This is a genomic window from Proteiniborus sp. DW1 (genome assembly GCF_900095305.1).
Taxonomy (GTDB): domain Bacteria; phylum Bacillota; class Clostridia; order Tissierellales; family Proteiniboraceae; genus Proteiniborus.
Map to the genome: position 1 here is coordinate 44433 of NZ_FMDO01000044.1, position 24958 is coordinate 69390.

Consider the following 24958-nt stretch of genomic DNA (forward strand, 5'->3'; position numbering starts at 1 on the left):
AAGGCATAAAAGACATGACTCTAGAATTTTTCATGCAAGCACAGGCACAAGCACAGGGGCACAAGCACAGGACAAGCACAGGGACGGGACAAGCACAGGGACGGAGTTATTGCTTGGGAAAGCAAAGGGACGGGGTTGTTGCTTCGGGAAAGCAAAGGGACGGGGTTGTTGCTTCAAGGAAAAAGCAAAGAGATGAGGTTGTTGTTTAAAGATAGAAGCAAGGAGGAATACATAAGGGCCAATTCTACTTTGTAATTTTTCTAACAACATAGTAGAACTGCCCCACTGTATTTGCCAACTTAATTCTAAATTGTAGAACTTAGTTATTTTCTTAAACATCTCAATGGGTCTTTCGTTACCTAAAGCTGGCAATATATCTATATTGGCATTACTATTAGTATCCATTTTCTTATCTAAAACTATTCTGGTTTATCGTCAATACCTATTAAACTGATTGAGTAAGCTTATATGCTTATATAAGTTTTTATAAATGTAACTCCTAGTTCTTCTCATAATAGAACCATATAAAACTAATTGCTCCTATAAGTCTTTTATGAATCTACGGAATTCTATAATAAATTTGCACATAAATCCTCGATAGTTCTATTTGAAATATACCTTAAAGGTATATCAAATACAGTCTTTACTCCATTGTGCCCTTCCTCATTTAAGCGATATACAGCTCTTGCATAAGCTACCAGTACGCTGGCTGTATACTCAGCATTATTATCTAGTTTCAGGGAAAACTCTGATATGTGATTATTTGTACAATCATTATCTGTCCACCCACTTCTGATAACAAAACCACTATGAATCATCTTTGAATGTTTCTCCTTTATTTCTTCTTCTGTAACGAAATTTACAGTAGTATCATATCCAGAAAAGTAATTAGCCATCGAAGTAATTTTCTCAATAATTTCTTCCTTGTTTACACCTTCTTCTACTGCCACGAAACACTGTCTTGTATGTCTATCTTCATTTTTTAAAGCTGGTGTTTCTCCATTCCTTATTCTTTTGACAACATTTTTCTTAGGAATTGTATACTGAACTGCATTTTTAACTCCTGGTATCCTTCTTATAGCATCTGAATGACCTTGGCTAATACCTGGGCCCCAAAATGTATAGGTTGCTCCATATGGTAGAACAGATTCAAATAGAATTCTATTCATAGAAAATAGACCCGGATCCCATCCTATACAAACTGCACTAGTCTTATTGCTTGTCATAGAAGCCTCATTCATAGCTCTTATATATTCTGGAATTTTTCCATGATTATCATATCCGTCTACGGTATTAAACATACTTGCAAAATGAGGACCTTGAACTGGAAGATCCGTTGCAGAACCACCACATAAAATCATGACATCAATATCTTTCATATAGTCACATGCTTGATTTACATCCACAATCTTTAAATTCCCATTATATTTCTTTATAGACTCCGTAGCCCTTCTAGTAAATACAGCTATCAGTTCCATATCTTCATTTTTGCTAACAGCCAACTCTACTCCTCTGCCCAGATTTCCATATCCTACAATTCCAATTTTAATTTTATTTTCCATATCACTGTCCTCCCTAAGTACTAATATATACTTAAACTATTAGAAGACTTGATGATTTATGCATACTTACTTGTTGGAAACAAAAATATCATCCATTGAATAAAGCCCTCTTTCAACTGTAATTATAAAGCGTGCTGCTCTTATGGCTCCTAAAGCAAAATTTCTCTTAGATAAAGCCGTATGCTTTATTTCTATAATTTCATCAGTACCAGCAAAAATCACTGTATGTTCTCCTGGTATAGTTCCGCCACGAACAGCATGGATTCCGATCTCATTTGCTTCTCTTTTTGCATCTTTACCATATCTGCTGTAAATAAATTTTTTGCTATTACCTAAAGATTCATTAATCACATTAGCTAATAAATATGCTGTACCACTAGGTGCATCAAGTTTTCTACTATGATGCTTCTCAATAATTTCTATATCAAAATCTTCACTTAACATCTGACTTATTTCTCTCAAGGCTCTAGTTAGTACATTAATACCTAAAGAATAATTTGAAGAATAAAAAATAGGGATTTTCATAGATGCTTTTTTTATCTTTTCTACCTGCTCATCAGAATATCCAGTTGTAGCAATAACCAAGGGTATTTTTCTATCTAGAGAGAAATCCAACATTTGCTCTAAACAAGATGGATGAGAAAAGTCAATAATTACATCTACTTCTCCATTATAATCATAAGGATTACTATATACAGGATACAGCCCAGTATTGTTATTAACATTTTTATCTATTCCAGCTACAATCTTCATATCAATTTCTTTTATTAGCTGTTCACTTAGTACCTGACACATTTTCCCACTAGAACCATATATGATAACTTTAATAATTGGAAGCACCCCCAATTTCAAACCCCATTTTCAGCAAGCTTTGTACCAATATTTCCTTATTTTTTGGTTCCATATCTGTTAATGGTAATCTGAGTTCTCCAGCTTCCATTCCTAACAAGTTCATAGCTGTTTTAATTGGTATTGGGTTGGTTTCTATAAATAGTGAGTTTACTAATCCATTTATTCCAAGCTGTTTTTTTCTTGCCTCATCAATTCTACCTCCCAAGAAACTAAATATTAAATCATGGGTCTCTTTTGGTAAAATATTGGCTACCACAGAAATGGCACCCTTTCCTCCAAGAGATAAAATAGGTACTATCTGATCATCATTCCCTGAATAGATTCTAAAGTTATCTGAACATAACCTTGCTATCTCTGCCACTTGACTTATATCCCCACTAGCTTCTTTAATTCCTTGTATTCTTGGGTGGATTTCAAGCTCGGCAACTGTCATAGGTAGTAAATTGACTCCTGTCCTCCCAGGAACATTGTATAATATAATGGGAATATTCACTTGGTCAGCAATAGCCATAAAATGTTGTAATAAGCCTTTTTGACTTGTCTTATTATAATATGGTGTTACTATTAAAAGTCCATCCACTCCTGCAGCTTCTGCAGATTTACTCATTTCTATAGCATCAGCTGTATTATTGCTACCTGTCCCTGCTATTACAGGAATCCTGCCATCAACCTTATCTACTGTAAAGCTTATTACTTTCTTTTTTTCTTCTTTTGTAAGAGTAGCCGCTTCTCCAGTTGTTCCACAGCTTATTATTGCATCTGTTCTATTTTCAATATGCCAGTCAATTAACTTCCCAAGTATTTCATAGTTGACTTGATTGTTCTTAATAGGTGTCACAAGAGCTACACCAGACCCTTCGAAAAGTATCATTTTCATCACTCCCTTAACAACAGTTCTGCAATTTGAACAGTATTTGTAGCAGCACCTTTTCTAATATTATCAGCTACTACCCACATATTGAGCCCATTATCAATACTAAAGTCTCTTCGTATTCTACCAACATATATATCATCCCTTCCCTCTACATAAATCGGCATAGGATAAATATTCTCCTTTGTGTTATCCTGTACAATAATTCCTTTGGCTTTACTCAAGAGATTATAAACCTCTTCAATATCAAATTGCTTTTCAAACTCTATATTAATAGATATACTATGTCCATTTCTAACTGGCACTCTTACTGTTGTTGCTGTTATTTTCAGGTCTAATCTGCCAAGTATTTTTTTCGTTTCTTCAATCATCTTAATTTCTTCCTTTGTATACCCATTCTCCATAAAAGCATCAATATGTGGTAAACAATTAAAGGCTATTGGATGTGGATACTTAGTATGTTCTAATCCCTTCATTCCATTTTCTAAATCATTAATACCTCCAACACCTGAACCAGATACTGCTTGATAAGTAGAATATACAATTCTTTTAATTCTAAACCTATCATCTAGAACCTTTAAAGGTACCACTGCTTGAATAGTACTACAGTTTGGATTAGCAATAATCCCTTTATGCCATCTAACATCTTCAGGATTTACTTCTGGTACAACTAAAGGTACCTCTTCGTTCATTCTCCAAGTACTACTATTATCTACAACTATAACCCCTTTATCTCTAGCAATAGGTGCAAACTTCTTACTTATGTCCCCACCTGCTGAAAATAATGCTATATCTATTTCTCTTTCAAAGGTTGATTCATTAAGCTCTTCTACCATGTAGCCTTTATTTCTAAATCTAATTGATTGCCCTTTTGACTTAGATGAAGCAAAAAAATATATTTGATTAATCGGGAAATTTCTTTCCTCTAAAACCTTAATAATTGTTCTACCTACCATGCCTGTAGCTCCAATAATAGCTAAATTCACCTTTGCCATTTTATCCTCTCCCCCTTAGTCATAAATACTACAGATTAAAAGCTTTGCATAAGACATTTATAGCTTTTTGCTTATCTGATGCATCAATAGTATAGGAAATACTAATCTCAGAAGTAGTGACTTGCTTGAAGTTAATAGAGTTATCTGCGAAAAGATGAAAAACCTTTGATGCAACACCTGGTTCATTTCTCATTCCCATTCCAATCACTGATATTTTGGTTATATTATTGTCTTTTTTCACCTCCATTGTAAAAATCTCATTTTTCAACTCCTCCATTACCCTATTAACTGTTGGTTCATCTTCCTTATTTGCAGTAAAAGATATATTAACATACCCTCCTTGTGGTGATGTTTGGCTAATCATATCAATGTTCACTTCTTGACTTGCTAGTTTACCGAAGATTTTTGAAATATTCTCTGGTGAATAAGGAATCCTGCTTATAGTAACCATCAAAACATTATCACTTACACTTAATCCAGTTATACTTTTTTGTTCCATATCTTTGTCAATCTCCTTTATATATGTTCCTTTAGTCCTCTTGTGACTAGAAGCCACATAAATTGGTATTTTATATTTACATGCTATCTCTACTGACCTAGATTCCATAACCTTGGCTCCTAGACTAGACATTTCCATCATTTCCTCATAGCTAATATAATCTAGTTTTTTTGCTTCAGGAAAAAGTCTTGGATCTACGCTATAAATTCCTTCAACATCAGTATATATCTCACAAGTACATTGTAACTTAGCTGCTAATGCAACTGCTGTTGTATCTGACCCTCCTCGACCTAGTGTAGTTATATCTCCAAACTCATTGATTCCTTGAAATCCAGCTACAACTACTATTTTCCCTTCTTCTAGATATCTCTTAACCCTACCAATATCTATCTCTACGATTCTACTTCGTGTATGAATCCCTTCTGTCCTGATACCTGCCTGAGCTCCTATTAAAGAAATAGCGTCATACCCTTTTTCATTAAATATCATAGATAGTAGAGAAATAGACACTTGTTCTCCTGTTGCCATGAGCATGTCAAGATCTCTTTTACAAGGATTATTAGAAATCGACTTAGCCATTTCTATGAGATTATCAGTCGTTTTTCCCATAGCAGAAACTACTATAACAATATTGTATCCCTCTTGCTTTTTTCGAATTACCTCATCTGCTATTCTCTGCATATTCTCAACGGTCCCTACTGCTGTTCCTCCATACTTTTGTACTATTGTGCTCATAATGCTCCCCCCTGAATTTAGAAACATACATCATTTCTTATAATATCTTCATAGGTTTCTCTCTTAACAACACATCTAGATTTTCCGTTCTTTACAAAAACTACTGGTGGTCTTGGAAGCCTGTTGTAGTTACTAGACATACTATAGTTGTATGCACCTGTACTTGATACTGCAATAATATCTTCATTCTTTGGATTTGGTAAGGCAATATTTCTTACAATTATATCGCCTGATTCACAACACCTACCAGTGATGGTGTATATATCATCTGCTTCTTCATTCATCCTATTAGCTATAGCTGCTTCATATTGTGCCCCATAGAGAGATGTCCTAAGATTATCATTCATACTGCCATCGACAAAGATATAGTTTCTTCCACCATATGTTCTCTTGACACTGCCTACCCTATATAATGTAGTTCCTGCATTAGCTACTATAGCCCTTCCTGGCTCTATCATCACCTTAGGATAGCTTATTCCAAATTCCTTAGCTTTTTCTTTAACTCTATTCAACATATTGCAAAGAAGATTATTTAGGTCAACTGGAATATCTCCTTTTGAGTAGTATGTTCCGAAGCCTCCCCCTAAGTTTAACTCTCTGATAACTACTCCACATCTTTCACTAACATTATTAGCAAAATCCATCATTACGTTAATATGTTCATAAAAGGATTCTTCTTGGAAGATCTGAGAGCCTATGTGGCTATGAAATCCTTTGAAGTCCATATATTCGCTACTGTTAAGCCTATTAATAATATTAAATGTATCATCACTAAAAATGCTTTCTCCAAACTTCGAATTATTATTGGTAGTCTTAATATACTCATGGGTGTGAGCTTCAATGCCTGGATTTACCCTTAATAAAACCTTAATCTTTTTTTTAATTGATTTGCATATATTTTCAATCAAATCTACCTCATATCTATTATCAATGATTATCCTGCCTACTTCAGATTTTATTGCCATACTCAATTCTTCTATAGTTTTGTTATTTCCATGCATATAGATTCTATGAGCTGGAAAACCAGCCTTTAGGGCTGTGTACAGTTCCCCACCAGAAACTACATCTAGTGACAATCCCTCCTCTTTTATTAACTTGCACATAGCTAAGGTAAGAAAGGCCTTAGAGGCATAAATAACATCAGTCTCAATATCATCATCTCTAAAGCTTGTTTTGAAAAGATTACATCTTTCTCTAATTAACTCTTCATCCATAACATATAAAGGAGTTCCATAATCTCTGGCTAAGTCAACTGAATCACATTTTCCGATTTCTAGGTGTCCTTTTTCGTTAATCTTCATTGTCCCAAAAAGCTTCATTAAATCACCACTTTCTTCTGATATCATTAGTACAAGCTAAATAAATCACAGCTTTGTGCGAACAAAAACAAAAACAGCTATGAGCAAAAGGACTCATAACTGTTCTATAATCGCCTTTCGCCCCAATGTGTTAAGCGCTCCATTAGAAAATTGGGCAATTTTCTAATGACAGTACTATACTTATTCAGCATAGTCCCAATACAGGTATCCTGTATTTCGGCGACTGTTCCTTTCCTACAGTTTATTTTACTGTAGTACTATTAACAAATCGCGGCCTCTTAATCACATTGCTATACTAAAACAATTGTATTTAATTTCATCCAGTTGTATATAATTACATCTAACTGTAATGGATTTTAACATAAATAGAATTCAATGTCAACCATAAACTTCAAAATTAATTAATCCAAGGAAATAGAATTAGGTCAAGCTCACTTATTTATAAGAGTTCATCATCTCTTTAAGCATTTCAATGAATCTTTCCCTATCTAGACCTAATGTCACTTCTGCATTAGGCTTATTTCCAGTAACCTTTTTCATATCTATTACAGTTCTGCCATAAGTAAGTTTTCCTTCAGTTTCTATGGCTACATAATAGTTTTCTTTTTGGATTATTGTAGGCTCTATGACAGCTGCTACTGCCAATGCATCGTGTACAATAGCACCTTTAAAACCTTCACTTTTTATACGAAACTCGGCATTAGAATCTAGAAGCTCCTTTACTGCATCAGATATTTTACTCTCAATTGACCAAATTTCTTTCATTTCATTTTCATGAATTACTGACTTATTTGTAGCGTCTAGAGGTACCATTGTAATAGGTATTCCTGATTTAAATACTATATCTGCTGCCTCTGCATCCGCATATATATTATACTCTGCTGATGGAGTTGTGTTACCTAAGTAAGAGGAACCACCCATTAGTGTTATTCTTTCAATTTTATCTTTAATATCTGGATATATAGTTAATGTAATAGCTATGTTTGTAAGTGGTCCAAGACATATTAGCTGTAGCTTACCTTCACATGCTTGCGCTTCTTCGTAAATAGTATCCCAAGCCTTTTTACTATAAATTTCTGCATTGCTTTTAGGCAATACTAGTGTGCCAAGTCCTGCCTCTCCATGTACATACTCAGCTGTCTCTAATGTCCTTATTAAAGGTCTCTCTGCTCCTCTTGACACTTTTGTTTCTTTGTCTATATATCCTACTAAATCTAAAGCATTTCTTGTTGTTCTTTCTATAGAGATATTTCCAGCTACAGTAGTTAAGGCTCTTATATCAAGATTTTTTGCTGAAAAGGCTAAAAGTATGGCAACCGCATCATCCATACCTGGATCTGTATCAATAATTACTGGTACTTTCATAAAATCTCTCCTCATCTAAGTGTTCTATTATAGCAAATATATCTATTATTCGATTTATTATTTAGAAATCCTTTAAAGCAATCTTAATTAGTTATGCCTTAAAATTAGAAAAGGATAGCGATAATGCTATCCTTATTTCAGCTAATATATATTATTATTCATTTAAAACAATATAATTATTGTTAATATAAATTTGCATCCCATCATAGGCTTTTAACTTCAAAATATTCTTATTCTCCTGTGTATAAATTGCTCCATTTTCATATAAGGTTCTTATCTTGCTTCTGGAGACTTGTAGTTTCTCAGAAAGTAATTTATCTGCTCTTAATTGAAGTGGATACTTGCATCTGATAATATATTGCTGTTCATCTTCTCTTTCATTTGTTTGACTCATTTCTCTTGTGATAATATTATACCTGACACTTTCCCATATGGCTTCTACTTTATTTTTTTTGTGAATATTTATATCTAATCCATAATGCAAAGCTAAATCTCTATCATTTGATTGAAATTTTTCGTACTGTATCTTTGAAATTGCATTTGGTTTTATTCTCTCATGGATAGTCATGTTCCAAGTTGAACTGCATTTTTCACATTGATAAATTAACCATATATCGATAAGGGAACCATTAGCATTTACTCGAAACTTTTCACTATTTATATAATGCTTCTTATCTCCACATTTAGGACAATTTCTTTTTACCTGTGGTGTAGTATCAGGAATGATTTCCCATTCAATTATATTTAAATAGCTCATTTGCATCTCCCTCTTATTTAATTTCTGGGATAAGCAAAAGCTATTTCACTATATTCTATTATAAGTATAATGCAATAGCCTTTGCTATGCATTAATAACATATCTTCTCATATACACATAACCCTCCTATCTTTTTGTATTCATATATATTTTATACGTTTTAATACATATTAAGTACCTTAAACTCATTTCAGAAACAAAAATAAGCCAATGCAAATTGTGCATTGACTTATTCCTTATTATTCTTCTTTTTTTCCTGTAATATAATTCTTTGAATACTCTTTGATGATAAATAATACTTCTCTGCTAGAGTACTCACCTTGATTCCTAATAGATAATCTCTATAGATGTTGGAGTTTCTCAAATCCAATTGTTTTCTTCCAGAAGTTAGAGTTCCCCATTCTTTTCTGTTCTCTTCTTTTCTAGGAATATATATATATTCACCATCAACATACGTTTGTATTAGTTCTACCAATTCCATAGGTAAAATACTAGTCGCCTTTTTATAACTCATATTGCCTTATTGCCCTCCCAAACATTAATTCTGTTAGGATTAGCAAAGGCTATTTTTTTACTTATTTTTTGCAATAGCCTTTGCTATGCAAAAATAACGTATCTTCTCATAAACTGCCCTCCTTAATATATATAAATAGTAACTTCTTACAGTCATAACATAATCTCTTATAATAATTTTTATATTTCTCTTCTCTATAGATGCTACTTGGAAAGACTTCTAAACTTACTATATTTTATCACGTTCCTCATGGCGATTCAATAACCCTCCTTACATTCTATACATATCTTTAGAACTACATGCTCAAGCACAGGCAAGCAGCAAGCACAGGCAGCAGCAAGCACAGGGACGGAGTTATTGCTTCAAGCACAGGGACGGAGTTATTGCTTCACAGTCTCTATTTTCACTTTTTGCTCTTGCTTTTCTTGGCGCAAACACCACCCTTTTCTGGTATAACATGGGGTTGTTGTAAATCTATCCTACACCCTCTTGCCCCTACTTGTTTATATATTGGTTTAAAATAAAAAAGGGTATGACTTTCCGGTTAATAATAATTTATGAAATCACTTACAATGAAAAGTTAAAAATGAAGCAATAACCCCGTCCCCTTGTTTCCACGTCCCCTTGTTTCCGCCAAAAAAACTCAAATATTATTATGGGACAAGTATACTTTTTTGTGCAGTCTGCCCTTCCCTTGCTTTATACACAGTAATTAATAGTCATAAGTCCTAACTTTGTTCCTTCTGTGTCTAATTCCACCAATTATAGTTCTAATAATAATTTACTTTCTAACGCTTTTGTAATCTTTCATTTAAATCACATACTTATATTGTGAATTTATAAATCGGCTGTAAATATTAACATTAGATTTTATCAACATTATGAATTCAAATCTATTTTCATAATTTCACCATTAATCAAATTTATCCTATATAGAGATTTTTCAAGAATATTATTGGGATTATCTGAAACTAAAAAAAACAGCCAATCACCTTGGATACCAAATTGATCAACCCAATACTCATCATACACCACTTCATAGCCTTTTTTAGTAATCTTCAATAACTCTCTTGTTGTCGAAAACTGGTCTCTTTTATTTCCTATAGCATATATTGCATCGTTATAATATTTTATTGTATCAATAACATATTCATCTAAATCAATCTTAATCAAATCCTCAGAACTACCTGTTTCCAAATTAAATATTTTAAAATCTAATCCATTAAAAGTTAAAATAGCCTCATCAGTAATAGAATAAAGGTTACCTGAATCTTTTAATACGAGTTCTATATCGTCATTTTCAACGGACATCTTATAAACTGAATTATCATTTTCATATAAATTAAAAAATATATACCCGTCCTTATAGATTAGATTGGAACAACCCCCATGGGGTTTTGTAATAGGTATCAAAACAGTATAGTCTGTACCATCAAGTCGCATTTTGCTCATTTGGGAAACATATTCTTTCTCTGAGGCTTCGGTAAAATATATCCATCCATCAACTATAATATACTCCCATATTCCTTTATTGGGACTTACTAAAGTAGTTGAAAAATCAATTAACGAAAGTGCATACAATCGTTGCTCATCATTTAGGTACCACACATTATCTCCATTGGCTTCTTCCAAAACTTTCCTAACATCCATCTCATTATGTTCTATTAAATACCTAAAGTCATCTAAATAGTACAAATAGTCTTTATCTATTACTAAGCCCGAAATACTCACATCTTCTAAAACTTTTTCTATTTTAGTTCCATCACTTTTCATCCTATATAAGGTACCAAAGTTATCGTGTTTATTTGTAGAATTTTTCTGTGAAAAATATATCCATTCTGAATTTTCAGTTGTTACAAAGTTATAACTTTGCTTAATCATTGATATGATCTTGTAATCCAGCCACGAATCAGTAGATTTTTCATAAATCCTGAAAAGTACAAAAAAAATAAATAATGCGGAAAGAAATACAATAGATAATAATATTTTCCTATTATTTGTTTTCAAAGACTATACCCCCTTGCACAAATATATTTGGTGCATAATATGTACATATGGTATTTTTAGTTAATATCATTAGTATATGTCGGCAATGAAACATAAGTATTTAATTAGAGCACAGGCGTAAAGCACAGGGACGGGTAAAGCACAGGGACGGAGTTATTGCTTCATAATCTCCATATTACATTAGGTGATACCCCTGTCACTCTAGCAAGCTGTCTTGTTGATATCCCCTTGATTTTCAATAGTTCTCTTAGAATTCTTTCCTTTTCTTCTTTAGGTTTATTTTGTATCATAATTGACTTCACTTTAAACTTTTGTTCAATTATTTTCATAAGCTCTTCATCAGATAATCTTATTGCTTTTTCTTCAATTTCTAGACACTCATCATCATTATTCTCTTCAGTATATTTAACAAACTCTTTTATAGCTTTGCTTTTGTCCTCGCTAAACATTTTTAAGACAAATTCCCTATCTGTCAAGCCCTTATCCTCTATATATTCTATATAACTACTCCATTTATAATTTTTTATATCTTTTGCTATACCTGCTTTTATCGGATTTTGATGTATGTATCTTAATACAGTGATGAAGTACTTATCATCTTCTACGGGCTCACTTTTAAAACGATCTTGAAAAAGATTACCTATTCGATGATATTTCCTATTGTACCAATATACATAGCTTCCACAAATACGTCTCATAATCTGTTCAAGTGGATCTGTTCCTACTTTAAGCAATAGATGAAAATGATTATTCATAAGACAAAAAGCGTATAACTGATATTCACATATTTCTTTATAATGTGCAAGTGTTTCAATTAATTTATGTCTATCTTCATCATCTAGGAATATAACCTGATGATTTATCCCTCGTAATATTATATGATATATACCACTTTCACTTTTTACTCTTGCTTTTCTTGGCACAAACACCACCCTTTTCTAGTATAACATGGGAATTGTTGTAAATCAATCCCACACCCTCTTGCCTCTACTTGTTTATATATTGGTTTAAAATAAAAAAAGGTTATAATTTTCCAGTTAATAATAACTTATGAAGTTACTAACAATAAAAAATTAAAAATAAAAATGAAGCAGTAACCCCGTCCCCTTGCTTCACCCTTGCTTCTTACCGTGTTATCTTGATTTGAATAAATAAAACCTGTTTTTACTATCCTTAGTATTGATTAATACTCCTAAATCATCTGAAAAACAAAAATTATTTATTCCACTAGAAACATCACTGAACAATACTAATTGTTCTTTTTCAGTGTCATAAATATATGGTTTTTCATCATAATAATTTACCCATGCAACAAATCTATTATTTGACCTAAGATTCGCAATAGATGAATATGTCGATAAAACTGGTTTGTTTTTAATCATATCTGTAATTTGAAAAAGTGTTGTTTTTGTTGTATGATTTGTTTCTTTGTTTTCAATACAATAAAATCCGTTTTCATTTGCTACAATGTCCTTAAGATCTCTAGTATTGATCAGTACTATATTATCATTAGAAACAATATCTTTGAACTTACCCTCGCTGTTTTTTCTGAAAGATGCAACATTTCCATTATAAAGCATGGGGTTTTGAGCATCTTCGAACAAAGTTATTAATTTCTGTTCTTCTATTGTATATTCATATAGATTTACTCTTATCTTCCCGTTTGTATCCATGTAAAAGTCATCAAAATAAACTTTATCATCAATTAACAAAATGTTGTTTTCGCTTTGAAAATATAAAGCATTTGTATTTGTATCTACAGTATATGAAAAGAACTTTACTAAATCCATCTTTGTAAAGTTGTAGTAATATAATTGGCAAGTTCTCCAATCATCTTCTGAAAGTTTAACAATCATATAATTATCATTAGAAGTGCAAATCTCAAAATCCATATTTTTATCAATATTAATTAATTTCTTATATCTATCAGTTTCAAAGTTATACATTCCTATTTCATGTATTACAATATTTGGACTTTCTGTATATAAAACGACTATTACATTAGATTCGTTATATATTTTACTACAAGACATATTCATACCATTCAATTTTTCAGGTAACATAACTTCTTCAATTTTTAGCACTTCGTTCGCATCACATATAGGAACATAAATTTCATAAATGCTTTCCACATTTTCATATGAATTAACATTTTGTGAAGTAATATTTTTTACCTCAGAAATATTTTGGTTACACGCAATGAGAGAAAAACAAGCTATTAAAGCGAATAAAAATTTTATTAATTTATTTGCTATAGACATGTATAAGAACCTCCTTCCATATGAAACCTGAACACAGTGAAATACACTGTGTTCAGGTAAGTTACATTACCAAACAATACCTTTTGATTTTGCATAGGCTGCCAACTTAGTAGATGTAATAGAATAATAAGCAGATATATTATCAGAAAAGCTAACTTCATCTGATTTAGCTGGATCAACAATCCAAATTTCATCACCATCTAACTTATATCCATCAATTGCTAACCAATGTCCAATTTTTCTTGCAGGATATCCTGGCAGTATACTTTCGTGACCCTTAATGTTCCCATATGATATTCCACATACTACAAGCCCATGATCAGAATCAATTGTCGAAACAATTCTCCAATCAATATCAGATGCTTCAATATTTGTAGTTCCAGCTTCACCATAAGGATATGGAACATAATAAAATCCTATTTCATCAGTTAAATAGTTTGGTACAGGAAACTGGTCTCGAGAGTTACCATTAGAAATATACCAAGGACATGAAGAATATCTGTCATATACTTCTTCTGCAATAACTGATTGGGACTTATTTATATTTTCATAGTCAAGAAGGCTTTTTATTGCAGCATAGCCACACCAATAATCTTTCTCTTGAGGTACTTGATAAATAGCTAACCTTTTCCCTGAATAAAGTGGAACTAAACTATATTCTGGTTCATTAGCTACTTCATCATAAGTTGCTTTAATTTCACTCAGTATGCTACTTGCAAGTATAGAATTTCCAGACATTTTTGCTCTGTAATATTCTTTAGCTTTTTGCTCTTTTCTGGCTATCTTAGCAGCATACTCACTATCATACTGAAAATCCCCTATAACTGGAGCATAGTCTTCAATTTCATAATTGTCATTTCTTCTATACTCAGTGTTCGCAAACACAACTGGGATTCCAGATGTACTTATTATCATTATCATTAGCAGTATCGCAATATATCTTTTTATCACCTTAAACACTCCTCGTATAATATGTTTAAACCCAATTATTTTATGATGTTTAAGCATATTTATTTTTAATACAATTTTTAATTGGTATATCCTAATACTACAATAGTATTAAGAATAGTTAGCAAAGGATAATTCTTTCACTCCTAGCAAAACCATTTGGTTATTGCTTAAAAAAGCATGCTTCCTGACTTAGCTGTCACATTCTGCTTACTTCAGTTGCTGCATCTCTTTGATTAGCTCATCAGCAAGATAGTTTTCAAAGATGAATGCTAATAATGCGAGGTTTCAGTCAGCAGCTAAGATTAGGATATCTCTTTTACTATTTGTTCCCCATTTCATAAGAAAGGTGGTGATTTTATGAAGAACAATATTCTTTCAACTTTATTCGTAGGTATTGATGTAAGCTCAAAGACTAATGTCTTATGTGCTCTTGATTTTGAAGGCAATAAACTTCTTAACCTAAAGGCTTTAAATAATCAACCTGGTACTGAGTCTATCTTAGTTAACATTATTGGTTATTTAGTTTCTAATAACCTAAAATATGTTGTTATTGCCTTGGAATCTACTTCTTTTTACAGTACTCACATTGCAAACTTTCTAGCTTCAAATGAAATACTATTAGCATACAAGCCTCTTGTATACTGTCTTAATCCTACAACCATTGCTAATTACAGAAAGTCATTTGTTGATATGGATAAGACTGATCCTTTAGGTGCCTATGTTATTGCTGATTTTGCTAGATGTGGAAGAATCACATCTAAACCTTATTACATTAGGTGATACCCTGTCACTCTAGCAAGCTGTCTTGTTGATGTCTCCTTGATTTTCAATAGTTCTCTTAGAATTCTTTCCTTTTCTTCTTTAGATTTGTTTTGTATCATAATTGGCTTCATTTTATACTTCTGTTCAATTATTTTCATAAGCTATTCATCAGATAATCTTATTGCTTTTTCTTCAATTTCTAGACACTCATCATCATTATTCTCTTCAGTATATTTAACAAACTCTATTATAGCTTTGCTTTTGTCCTCGCTAAACATTTTTAAGACAAATTCCCTATCTGTCAAACCCTTATCCTCTATATATTCTATATAACTACTCCATTTATAATTTTTTATATCTTTTGCTATACCTGCTTTTATCGGATTTTGATGTATGTATCTTAATACAGTGATGAAGTACTTATCATCTTCTACGGGCTCACTTTTAAAACGATCTTGAAAAAGATTACCTATACGCTGATATTTCCTATTGTACCAATAAACATAACTTCCACAAATGCGTCTCATAATCTGCTCAAGTGGATCTGTTCCTACTTTAAGCAATAGATGAAAATGATTACTCATGAGACAAAAGGCATATAATTGATATCCACATATTTCTTTATAATGTGCTAGTGTTTCAATTAATTTATGTCTGTCTTCATTATCTATAAATATATCCTGATGATTTATCCCTCGTAATATTATATGATATATACCACTTTCACTTTTTGTTCTTGCTTTTCTTGGGACAAACACCACCCTTTTCTAGTATAACATGGGAATTGTTGTAAATCAATCCCACGCTCTCTTACTTTTATATATATTGGGTTAAGATGAAAAAGGTATAATTTTTCGATTAATAATAGTTTGTAAAATTACTAACAACAAAAAATAAAAATGAAGCAGTAACCCCGTCCCCCTGCTTCAGCAGTAACCCCGTCCCCCTGCTTCCCTAACCAACATGCTTTTCTATTACATCTTTTATAAAATCGAGATTGGATTTAATCTTCAGCAAATCTTCCATTCTGATACCTAAATCTATTATACCTTTAGGAGTAAGTCCTAATAAGTACTCTAAATCATAATACTCTCCATCTTTATTTAGTACTATAAAATCTTTCAATGATATTTTATTAGGTATATCTTTGCGCATCAACCACTTAAAAGATGTCGTTTCAATATCCTCGAACAATATATCTTCATCTATCATTGTCAGGTCAATGAATTTACTTTCATTATCTATGCTCTGGATATAATTATTGGCTTGTAGGTAATCTAAAAAATCCCTAAAATAATCAATTATCTCGATTGCATCACTTATTTCCTCTTCATCTATTGTAATAAATTCTTCTTTATTCTCAACTAGAGTTTTATAATACTCTAATCTAAACTTAAGTATATCTAGTTCCTCCATTATAATATTTGCATTTGATATTTCATCTGGAGTCATTTTAAATAAATCATCTAAACTATAAAAAAAATTGTCCTCACTTACCACCCCAAAATTACTAAACGGATATTTATTTTCTAAAGCTTTTATTGTTAGAAAGTTTAAGTATTCTCCATTATAGTGACCTTTTTGTGAGAAATACTCTATAATTTCTTTGATTTCATCTATCTTATTCTTGGCTTCATATTTCTCTTCATCACCAATCGCAGAATATGGTTCAACTAATACTTTAGTTTCTTTTCCATCTAAACTCAATGCATATTGAGTTCCATATGCAGTATATAAAATCCAATCACCTACAATACTAAATCTGGTGTTGCTATTATCCCTAAACTCAGCGAGAATTTCTCTATTGTTTTTATCTAGCCTAAAAATTTGCATATCTAAATCATTATTCTTTTCATTAGAAAAATAGATGTTACCATAAAGCCATCCATTTTTTATATTAAAGGTATATAACTCGATATCTATAAGCTCTTTTTTCGTAGAATCTTCAATACTTTTTTCTACAATACATGTTTTATCATTTCCTATGTCGTAATATACAATCCTATTATCTAAAGTTGTTAGGTGTGTTCCTGATATAGGATTCTCTAATACTATTTCATAATTGATTTTATTTTTTTCTAGTTTTTCATTCCTTAAATCATCTCTTTTTATTCGTATTATACCACCCTGTGCATATTCTGCTTCGTAACTCACATCTCTTCCATATATATACTTATCATCATAACTAAAGTCCGATATTTCTATATCTAATATTCTTTGATAATCACTACCGTCTATCCTCATCCTAGAAAATGCTGTAGCTAGATAAGAGCCTGGTGAACCATGATATCCAATTCCTTGACCTTTCTTATTCAAATATTCATTGAAATATACCCACCCATCTATATAAATAAAATTAAACATTCTATGTTCATCATTTATTTTTCTTCTATCTGTTCCATCTGTTCTTATTTTATAAAAAGTCCTAAAATCTGAGTTATTAATATAATATATCCAATCATCTTTAACAAAAATATTAGATGCAGAATCATTTGACAGCTTTGTCACCCCAGTAGCATCTTCTTTCATTTTATATAATTCACCTATTTCTAAAGTATCCCCATAGTTCATTTTTTTTCTACGGCTAAAATAAATCCATCCATTATCATAATATGCAACACCCCCACCATTGCTTAGAAAACTATTAACCTGACTTGTAATTACTTTTTCTTCTTCAACATCCTTTATCTCTATAATAGGATCAACTTCATATGTCTTTAAAGTCTCATTTACAGATTTTGAGCTGTTGCAACTAACAATGCTAAAACTTGGCAAAAATATTAAAATTATCAAAACAAATAATTTATGACCTCTATTTTTAGGATTATTAAAATACATGTCCATCCTTCCTTCTGATTTCATTTTTTACAGGTATGTCCAAAAACCTAAATTAGATTTTTGGACATACTTATTCTAATTATTTACAGGTAATTATTTGATTTATTTCAAGTAATTACTTATAATCCTTAATTTGTTAAGGTCCGACTCGAAAATCATTTCCTTTACATAATCATCTGTAATAAGCACGTTTATATCTTCTTTAGAAATCCCTAATTTAGCAATTTCGATTTGTGTTAGTTTTAAAAGATCCTCAACTCCATAAAAGTTACCTTTTCTATCAAAGACACCTAATGATTGGAAACTGATATTAGGGTAATAAATTAACGGGTCACGTGCGGCATTATTACTAGGATTTTTTTCGTCCATGGAACTTATATCTCTGATTTCAAAATGTAAATGTACACCTGTAGATCCTCCTGTAGTTCCCATAGTTCCAAGTTTAGCGCCACGATTTACATTAGCTCCAGCTGTTACCGAAATAGTGTCGAGATGAGCATATCTGGACTGTCTTAGCAAAGTTATTGTTACATCCATTGGCTTAATGCCTTTTGAATTTGTTCCCTTATCATCTTCAGAATAACTTTCTGGCTCAATACCAATATAGGTTTTTTCAATCTCTGAATTTAAATATACTACATTCCCATAGGTTCCAATGCTTCTAGCCTCCATTACTTTCCCTGCTGCAATTGCACTTATCTTGTCCCCTTTAACTTTTGCTTTAACAGGTGCGACATCTACCCCGTAATGCATTGCTCCCCCTCTCATTCCAAAATGCGAGTTAATTTTTGTCGAAGTAGTAGGCCAAATTATATCATAATAGATACCACCATAATTTTGAGGTTCTACATCATTTAATGTCTCTTGCCCAATCTTAATATTTTCTTCAAGTGCAAAAGCCACACTACTAATCGTCATTAAACAGACAAGTATAAAACAAAAGCCTCTTTTCATTTTTGCCCCTCCTTAGTTTATTGTTTTATCAAATTATTAGCAACTTACTAGGTATTGAAATTAAAGCTATTTGATTGTTAGCATAATAGAATATACAACTTGTTTTATGTAGTAATATGAACGATGCTTCTTAAGCGTTAATAACAATTAAAAATACTTACTTCCATTCCCAACGGAATCACCCTCTTAAAATCCAATTATAAAGTTCAAGAAGCTAAGAAACTGTGTTATTGCTTAAACTATTTTAAGCCCACCGGTAAGCTTAGTTAAATGGTAACATTTATTCCATCATTTGTTAACGCCTAAAGCAAATGTATTTGGTGAAGCACGGGGAAGCACGGGGACGGGGGAAGCACGGGGGAAGCACGGGGACGGAGTTATTGCTTCACAGTCTCCATATTAAATTAGGTGATACTCCTGTCGCTCTAGCAAGTTGTCTTGTCGATACTCCCTTAATTTTCAATAGTTCTCTTAAAATTCTTTCTTTTTCTTCTTTTGATTTATTTTGAATCACAATTAACTTTACTTTAAACCTTTTTTATACCTGCTTTTATCGGATTTTGATATATGTATCTTAATACAGTGATGAAGTACTTATCATCTTCTACGGGCTCACTTTTAAAGCGATCTTGAAAAAGATTGCCCATACGCTGATATTTTCTGTTGTACCAGTAAACATAGCTTCTGCAAATACGTCTCATAGCCTGCTCAAGTAGCTCTGTTTCTACTTTGAGCAATAAGTGAAAAAGATTACCCAAGATGCAAAAGGCATATAACTGATATCAACATATTTCTTTATAATTCTCTAATATTTCCATTAGCCTACGTTTATCTTCATCATCTAAAAATATATCCTGATGATTTATCCCTCGTAATATTATATGATATATACCACTTTCACTTTTTGTTCTTGCTTTTCTTGGCACAAACACCACCCTTTTCTAGTATAACATGGGAATTGTTGTAAATCAATCCCACGCTCTCTTACTTTTATATATATTGGGTTAAGATGAAAAAGGTATAATTTTTCGATTAATAATAGTTTGTAAAATCACTAACAACAAAAAATAAAAATGAAGCAGTAACCCCGTCCCCCTGCTTCCCACCTTGTGCCCGTACTAAGAACCTATATAACCTTTATTGAATCAAGTTTTCTAGGGAAAGTGATTTCAGAAATTTAATCAATTCATATTTATCCTTGTACTTCTCAAATTGCTTAATTGAAAAATCATCTTCTGTTATTTTAAGAAGCTCTACATGTACGTTATATTTATTACCCCAAAGTTCTTTATCAAAGGTTATAAAATGAATACTATTATCATCATGGTAGATGTTATAGTTCAACTCTCCTATTGGAATCTTATCTAAGGTGTAGTCCTTCAATTGAGGTATAAAGAGCCTTGATGCATTTTTATAGTGAAGTTTAATTATCTCAGAGCTTTCATTCCAATAGGTAATCTGTAGATAATCTATCAAAGATAGATCATGTTGCCATTCTGACTTGTTATCATTAGTTAATTCTTTATAAAATTTCGGATCACTAAGTGGATTTTCTGTTACCATTAAATCTTTTAATTCATATTCTAATAATTTATTGACAACTGATGCCTTAGGATATATTGCTTTAAAATCCTTTATTGATTCAAAAGAACACAGGTTATATAATTTATATTCATTGTCCTGTAGTTGTTTTATAGTCCCAAACAAATCAGAACCTGCTAGTACACTTGATGTCAATCCTAAGATTATAATAATGCATGCAATCGTCCAAATTCTTTTCACTGTTTTCACCTCCTGTCTAAGTGATTTTAGAAATACGCTCTATTTTTATGCTTATCTTTGTATTGATTCTGTATACTAGTTCTCTTTTGTTTTTATTATTTGTGTTGCAATTAACTTTGTAATTAGGATTTTGAATTAGTTATCATATGTAAATTTATCCTATATTTAGTATATCATTTATGTTATTTTTTGTCAATCTTAACCAAACTCAAATAGACAAAACCCCTAAAACTCCTAAAAAACCTAAAAAATCCCAGAAAACCCTGCTTTCACTTTGATAAAAAAACAAGCAAGAGATTTTCACTCTTGCCCGTCTTATACATGCTTCTACGCTTCTGCTAACTTCTTATATTTTTCGTATCTTTCTTTAGCATCTTTTTCAGCCTTCTCAAATAGCTCATCTGCTACTTCTGGGAATGTCTGTACTAGTGATGTATATCTTACCTCACCATTTAGGAAATCTCTAAATGAAGCAGTTGGTTCTTTTGAATCTAGGATAAATGGATTCTTTCCTTCTTCAGCTAATAGTGGATTGTATCTATATAGATGCCAGTATCCTGCTTCTACTGCTTTCTTAGCTTGATTTTGTGTACGCCCCATTCCTTCTTTAATTCCATGGTTAATACATGGTGCGTATGCAATAATTAGTGATGGTCCATCGTAGCTTTCAGCCTCTAGTATTGCCTTCATAAATTGATTCTTGTCAGCACCCATAGCTACTTGTGCCACATATACATAACCATATTGTGCTGCTATCATTCCAAGGTCTTTCTTCTTAACCTTCTTACCTGAAGCCGCAAACTTAGCAACAGCTGCAGTTGGAGTAGCCTTAGAAGACTGTCCTCCTGTATTTGAGTAAACCTCTGTATCAAATACTAGTACATTTACATTTTCTCCTGATGCTAGTACATGGTCTAATCCACCATATCCTATATCGTATGCCCAACCATCTCCACCAAAAATCCATACAGACTTTTTGATTAGGTAATCTTTCTTTTCAGCAAATTCTTTTAGTATTTCATCTGCTCTAGCATTGCCAGTATTTATGTCTACTAGAAGCGGAAGTATCATAGCTGCTGCTTTCTTAGAAGCTTGAGCATCTTCTTTATCTTCTAGCCATGCAGTGAACACTTCATTAATCTTTTCTGAAACATTTAACTCTACTAATTCCTTAGCTAAATCTACTAATCTATTTCTAATTTGATTTACAGCAAGCGCCATACCATAGCCATATTCAGCATTGTCTTCAAATAATGAGTTTGCCCAAGCAGGTCCCTTACCTTCTTTATTTACACAGTAAGGAGTTGATGGTGCGGATCCTCCCCAAATTGAAGAACATCCTGTAGCATTTGCTATTATCATTCTATCTCCAAATAGCTGAGTAATTACTTTAGCATATGGTGTTTCTCCACATCCTGCACAAGCACCTGAGAATTCAAGTAATGGTTGTGCAAATTGACTTCCCTTTAGAGTTGTAAGTGGCATTAAATCATCTTTAACTCCCACTGTCATAGCATACTCCCAATTAGGTACTTGAACTTCAAGTTGCTCTTCTATAGGCTTCATAATAAGAGCTTTTTCCTTAGCAGGACATATATCAGCACAGTTTCCACAGCCTGTACAATCTAAGGTACTTACTTGGATACGATACTCTAATCCTTCTAAGCCCTTTCCTATTGCTTTCTTAGTTTCAAAGCTCTCAGGAGCATTTGCTTTTTCTTCTTCATTAACTAAGAATGGCCTAATTGCAGCATGTGGACATACAAATGAACATTGATTACATTGAATACATTTGTCTATTTGCCATTCAGGCACATGAACTGCTATACCACGTTTTTCATATGCAGCTGTCCCATGTGGAAATACTCCATCTTCAGCACCTACAAAAGTACTTACTGGTAATGAGTCTCCTTCTTGTCTAGCCATTGGAACTAGTACACTTTTAATGAAATCCGGAACTTCTTTTGCAGCAGCTACTTCATCTTGATGTACAGCTTCCTTCCAGCTTTCAGGTACGTCTACTTTTACTAATGCATCTATACCTCTATCTATAGCATCATAGTTCATTTGAACTATTTTTTCTCCTTTTCTTCCATAGGAATGATCAACTGCTTCTTTTAGATACCTTACAGCATCATCTATATCAATAACATTTGCAAGCTTAAAGAATGCAGATTGCATAATAGTATTTGTTCTATTACCTAGTCCTAATTCTTCAGCTATCTTAGTAGCATCGATTATATAGAAGTTAATATCGTTTTCCGCAATATACTTTTTCATACCTGCTGGAAGTTTTTCATCTAGTTCATTAACTGACCATCTGCAATTTAATAGGAATGTTCCACCTTTTTTTAGTCCCTTTAATAAATCATATTGATTTACATAAGCTGGAGTTGAGCAAGATATGAAATCTGCCTCATCTATTAAATAAGTAGATTTTATTGGTTGCTTTCCAAATCTTAAGTGGGATATTGTAACTCCACCAGATTTTTTACTATCGTAAGAGAAATATCCTTGAGCATATAAGTCAGTATTATCACCAATTATCTTAATAGAGTTTTTATTTGCTCCTACTGTTCCATCTGAACCAAGACCCCAGAATTTACATCTAATAGTTCCTTTTGGTGCAGTTCTTATCTCCTCTTTTATTTCTAATGATAGATGAGTTACGTCATCTACTATACCAATAGTAAATCCATCAGCTGGCTTGTCTTTCTTAAGATTATCAAAGACAGCCTTAATTTGTGAAGGTGTAGTATCCTTTGAACCTAAACCATATCTTCCGCCTACTATTAATGGTGCGTTCTCCATGTTGTAGAATAATGTTCTAACATCTTGGTATAGTGGCTCTCCTAGTGCTCCCGGTTCCTTTGTTCTATCTAGTACTGCTATTCTCTTAACTGTCTTGGGTAATACATTAAAGAAATATTTTGTTGAAAATGGTCTGTAAAGATGTACTTTTATTAAACCATATTTTTCTCCATTAGCATTTAAGTAATCTATTGTCTCTTCAATAGTTTCACATACAGAGCCCATTGCTACTATTATGTATTCTGCATCTTCCGCTCCGTAATAGTTAAATGGATAATATTCTCTACCTGTAATCTTGCTTATTTCCTTCATATAGTCAGCAACTATATCTGGTACTGCATCATAAAACTTATTTGACGCTTCCTTAGCTTGGAAGAATATATCAGGATTTTGTGCAGTTCCCTTTGTATATGGATGTTCAGGATTTAACGCTCTATTTCTAAATTCATTAATTGCATCATAATCCACTAATCTCGCAAAGTCTTCATAATCTATTTCTTCAATCTTTTGAATTTCATGTGATGTTCTAAATCCATCAAAGAAATGCAAGAATGGAACCCTTGACTTGATAGCGCTTAGATGTGCAACTCCCCCTAAATCCATTACTTCTTGAACACTTCCAGATGCTAATAGGGCAAACCCAGTTTGTCTAGTTGCCATAACATCTGAATGATCTCCGAATATTGATAAAGCATGACCAGCTACAGCACGTGCAGTTACATGGAAAACTCCTGGTAAAAGTTCTCCTGCTATTTTATACATATTTGGAATCATTAACAATAAACCTTGAGAAGCAGTAAAAGTAGTAGTTAATGCTCCTGCTGAAAGTGAACCGTGTACAGTTCCTGCAGCTCCTGCTTCAGATTGCATTTCAGCAACATGTACTGTTTGTCCGAATATATTTTTCTTTCCATGGGCAGCCCATTCATCAACAAGCTCTGCCATAGTTGATGATGGAGTTATAGGATAAATACCTGCAACTTCCGTAAAAGCATATGCCACATAAGCAGCAGCAGTATTTCCATCCATGGACTTCATAACTTTTGCCATTTTGTTACCCCCTTAAATTAAAAATACTGTATACAATACATCCCTATTTCTAGTATAGTAGACTATGCCTCTA

Annotated in this window: 24 protein-coding genes and 1 riboswitch; of the genes, 2 read left to right on the forward strand and 22 right to left on the reverse strand. The window is 32.4% G+C overall.

The window, feature by feature from the left end; genetic code table 11:
* Positions 1-14: 14 nt before the first annotated feature.
* On the forward strand, positions 15-209 hold the full coding sequence (locus DW1_RS11400) for a hypothetical protein (RefSeq protein WP_074350747.1): 195 nt from the start codon (positions 15-17) through the stop codon (positions 207-209).
* Between the two features lie 360 nt (positions 210-569).
* Here DW1_RS11400 and DW1_RS11405 read toward each other — a convergent pair whose 3' ends face one another.
* The 13 genes from DW1_RS11405 to DW1_RS11465 form a co-directional block, all read right to left on the reverse strand.
* Complete coding sequence (locus DW1_RS11405) at positions 570-1562, reverse strand: diaminopimelate dehydrogenase (protein WP_074350748.1); 993 nt, start codon at positions 1560-1562, stop codon at positions 570-572.
* A 66-nt stretch (positions 1563-1628) separates the two neighbouring features.
* Positions 1629-2402: a 4-hydroxy-tetrahydrodipicolinate reductase gene (gene dapB, locus DW1_RS11410; RefSeq protein ID WP_347499743.1), complete on the reverse strand. Its 774-nt coding sequence runs from the start codon at positions 2400-2402 to the stop codon at positions 1629-1631.
* Positions 2386-3285 (reverse strand): 4-hydroxy-tetrahydrodipicolinate synthase, encoded by a 900-nt coding sequence (gene dapA, locus DW1_RS11415; RefSeq protein ID WP_074350749.1) that lies wholly within the window; start codon positions 3283-3285, stop codon positions 2386-2388. The genes dapB and dapA overlap by 17 nt, the downstream gene beginning before the upstream one ends.
* 5 nt (positions 3286-3290) lie before the next feature.
* Positions 3291-4280 carry an aspartate-semialdehyde dehydrogenase gene (locus tag DW1_RS11420; RefSeq protein ID WP_074350750.1) on the reverse strand — a complete coding sequence of 330 codons (990 nt, stop codon included), beginning with the start codon at positions 4278-4280 and terminating at the stop codon, positions 3291-3293.
* Positions 4281-4308: 28 nt separating this feature from the next.
* Complete coding sequence (locus DW1_RS11425; protein ID WP_074350751.1) at positions 4309-5514, reverse strand: aspartate kinase; 1206 nt, start codon at positions 5512-5514, stop codon at positions 4309-4311.
* A 17-nt stretch (positions 5515-5531) separates the two neighbouring features.
* Complete coding sequence (lysA, locus tag DW1_RS11430; protein ID WP_347499728.1) at positions 5532-6860, reverse strand: diaminopimelate decarboxylase; 1329 nt, start codon at positions 6858-6860, stop codon at positions 5532-5534.
* 97 nt (positions 6861-6957) lie between these two features.
* A riboswitch (Lysine riboswitch) is annotated at positions 6958-7121 on the reverse strand.
* A 147-nt stretch (positions 7122-7268) separates the two neighbouring features.
* On the reverse strand, positions 7269-8198 hold the full coding sequence (locus DW1_RS11435) for a nucleoside hydrolase (protein ID WP_074350753.1): 930 nt from the start codon (positions 8196-8198) through the stop codon (positions 7269-7271).
* Positions 8199-8352: 154 nt separating this feature from the next.
* Positions 8353-8955 (reverse strand): DUF1062 domain-containing protein, encoded by a 603-nt coding sequence (locus tag DW1_RS11440; RefSeq protein ID WP_074350754.1) that lies wholly within the window; start codon positions 8953-8955, stop codon positions 8353-8355.
* 229 nt (positions 8956-9184) lie between these two features.
* Positions 9185-9469: a CD3324 family protein gene (locus DW1_RS11445; protein WP_074350755.1), complete on the reverse strand. Its 285-nt coding sequence runs from the start codon at positions 9467-9469 to the stop codon at positions 9185-9187.
* An 879-nt stretch (positions 9470-10348) separates the two neighbouring features.
* Positions 10349-11476, reverse strand: coding sequence for a DUF5050 domain-containing protein (locus DW1_RS11450; protein WP_074350756.1), 1128 nt, complete (start codon positions 11474-11476; stop codon positions 10349-10351).
* A gap of 161 nt (positions 11477-11637) precedes the next feature.
* Positions 11638-12399 carry a transposase gene (locus DW1_RS11455; RefSeq protein WP_074350757.1) on the reverse strand — a complete coding sequence of 254 codons (762 nt, stop codon included), beginning with the start codon at positions 12397-12399 and terminating at the stop codon, positions 11638-11640.
* A gap of 210 nt (positions 12400-12609) precedes the next feature.
* On the reverse strand, positions 12610-13737 hold the full coding sequence (locus DW1_RS11460) for a hypothetical protein (RefSeq protein ID WP_074350758.1): 1128 nt from the start codon (positions 13735-13737) through the stop codon (positions 12610-12612).
* A gap of 66 nt (positions 13738-13803) precedes the next feature.
* Complete coding sequence (locus DW1_RS11465) at positions 13804-14688, reverse strand: C39 family peptidase (protein WP_074350759.1); 885 nt, start codon at positions 14686-14688, stop codon at positions 13804-13806.
* 357 nt (positions 14689-15045) lie between these two features.
* Between DW1_RS11465 and DW1_RS11470 the strand changes: the two genes are divergently transcribed.
* A complete protein-coding gene (locus DW1_RS11470; RefSeq protein WP_074350760.1) occupies positions 15046-15468 on the forward strand; it encodes an IS110 family transposase in 423 nt (140 codons plus the stop codon).
* Here the strand turns inward: DW1_RS11470 and DW1_RS15820 are convergent.
* The 9 genes from DW1_RS15820 to nifJ form a co-directional block, all read right to left on the reverse strand.
* Positions 15456-15608, reverse strand: coding sequence for a hypothetical protein (locus DW1_RS15820; protein ID WP_242942487.1), 153 nt, complete (start codon positions 15606-15608; stop codon positions 15456-15458). The genes DW1_RS11470 and DW1_RS15820 overlap by 13 nt on opposite strands.
* 3 nt (positions 15609-15611) lie before the next feature.
* Positions 15612-16208, reverse strand: a complete 597-nt coding sequence (locus DW1_RS11475) for a transposase (protein ID WP_242942488.1) — start codon at positions 16206-16208, stop codon at positions 15612-15614.
* A gap of 196 nt (positions 16209-16404) precedes the next feature.
* Positions 16405-18288, reverse strand: coding sequence for a DUF5050 domain-containing protein (locus DW1_RS11480; RefSeq protein WP_074350761.1), 1884 nt, complete (start codon positions 18286-18288; stop codon positions 16405-16407).
* Positions 18289-18390: 102 nt separating this feature from the next.
* Complete coding sequence (locus tag DW1_RS11485) at positions 18391-19242, reverse strand: M23 family metallopeptidase (protein WP_074350762.1); 852 nt, start codon at positions 19240-19242, stop codon at positions 18391-18393.
* Positions 19243-19627: 385 nt separating this feature from the next.
* Entirely contained in the window at positions 19628-19756 is a 129-nt protein-coding gene (locus tag DW1_RS15940) for a winged helix-turn-helix transcriptional regulator (RefSeq protein ID WP_278335756.1), read from the reverse strand.
* Positions 19757-19769: 13 nt separating this feature from the next.
* The gene (locus DW1_RS15690; RefSeq protein WP_200800517.1) at positions 19770-19979 is read right to left on the reverse strand and encodes a hypothetical protein; all 210 of its coding nucleotides are present in this window, start codon (positions 19977-19979) and stop codon (positions 19770-19772) included.
* A 45-nt stretch (positions 19980-20024) separates the two neighbouring features.
* On the reverse strand, positions 20025-20168 hold the full coding sequence (locus tag DW1_RS15695) for a hypothetical protein (protein WP_200800518.1): 144 nt from the start codon (positions 20166-20168) through the stop codon (positions 20025-20027).
* Positions 20169-20379: 211 nt separating this feature from the next.
* Entirely contained in the window at positions 20380-21024 is a 645-nt protein-coding gene (locus DW1_RS11495) for a hypothetical protein (protein WP_074350764.1), read from the reverse strand.
* 327 nt (positions 21025-21351) lie between these two features.
* Positions 21352-24885, reverse strand: coding sequence for a pyruvate:ferredoxin (flavodoxin) oxidoreductase (nifJ, locus tag DW1_RS11500; RefSeq protein WP_074350765.1), 3534 nt, complete (start codon positions 24883-24885; stop codon positions 21352-21354).
* Between the last annotated feature and the right edge of the window lie 73 nt (positions 24886-24958).

What these genes read in the sequence shown, in the direction of transcription:
- DW1_RS11400 (WP_074350747.1), top strand. Translation starts at nt 15, where the DNA reads ATGACTCTAGAATTTTTCATGCAAGCACAGGCACAAGCACAGGGGCAC.
- DW1_RS11405 (WP_074350748.1), bottom strand. Translation starts at nt 1,562, where the DNA reads ATGGAAAATAAAATTAAAATTGGAATTGTAGGATATGGAAATCTGGGC.
- dapA (WP_074350749.1), bottom strand. Translation starts at nt 3,285, where the DNA reads ATGATACTTTTCGAAGGGTCTGGTGTAGCTCTTGTGACACCTATTAAG.
- DW1_RS11420 (WP_074350750.1), bottom strand. Translation starts at nt 4,280, where the DNA reads ATGGCAAAGGTGAATTTAGCTATTATTGGAGCTACAGGCATGGTAGGT.
- DW1_RS11425 (WP_074350751.1), bottom strand. Translation starts at nt 5,514, where the DNA reads ATGAGCACAATAGTACAAAAGTATGGAGGAACAGCAGTAGGGACCGTT.
- lysA (WP_347499728.1), bottom strand. Translation starts at nt 6,860, where the DNA reads ATGATATCAGAAGAAAGTGGTGATTTAATGAAGCTTTTTGGGACAATG.
- DW1_RS11435 (WP_074350753.1), bottom strand. Translation starts at nt 8,198, where the DNA reads ATGAAAGTACCAGTAATTATTGATACAGATCCAGGTATGGATGATGCG.
- DW1_RS11440 (WP_074350754.1), bottom strand. Translation starts at nt 8,955, where the DNA reads ATGAGCTATTTAAATATAATTGAATGGGAAATCATTCCTGATACTACA.
- DW1_RS11445 (WP_074350755.1), bottom strand. Translation starts at nt 9,469, where the DNA reads ATGAGTTATAAAAAGGCGACTAGTATTTTACCTATGGAATTGGTAGAA.
- DW1_RS11460 (WP_074350758.1), bottom strand. Translation starts at nt 13,737, where the DNA reads ATGTCTATAGCAAATAAATTAATAAAATTTTTATTCGCTTTAATAGCT.
- DW1_RS11470 (WP_074350760.1), top strand. Translation starts at nt 15,046, where the DNA reads ATGAAGAACAATATTCTTTCAACTTTATTCGTAGGTATTGATGTAAGC.
- DW1_RS15820 (WP_242942487.1), bottom strand. Translation starts at nt 15,608, where the DNA reads ATGAAAATAATTGAACAGAAGTATAAAATGAAGCCAATTATGATACAA.
- DW1_RS11480 (WP_074350761.1), bottom strand. Translation starts at nt 18,288, where the DNA reads ATGTATTTTAATAATCCTAAAAATAGAGGTCATAAATTATTTGTTTTG.
- DW1_RS11485 (WP_074350762.1), bottom strand. Translation starts at nt 19,242, where the DNA reads ATGAAAAGAGGCTTTTGTTTTATACTTGTCTGTTTAATGACGATTAGT.
- nifJ (WP_074350765.1), bottom strand. Translation starts at nt 24,885, where the DNA reads ATGGCAAAAGTTATGAAGTCCATGGATGGAAATACTGCTGCTGCTTAT.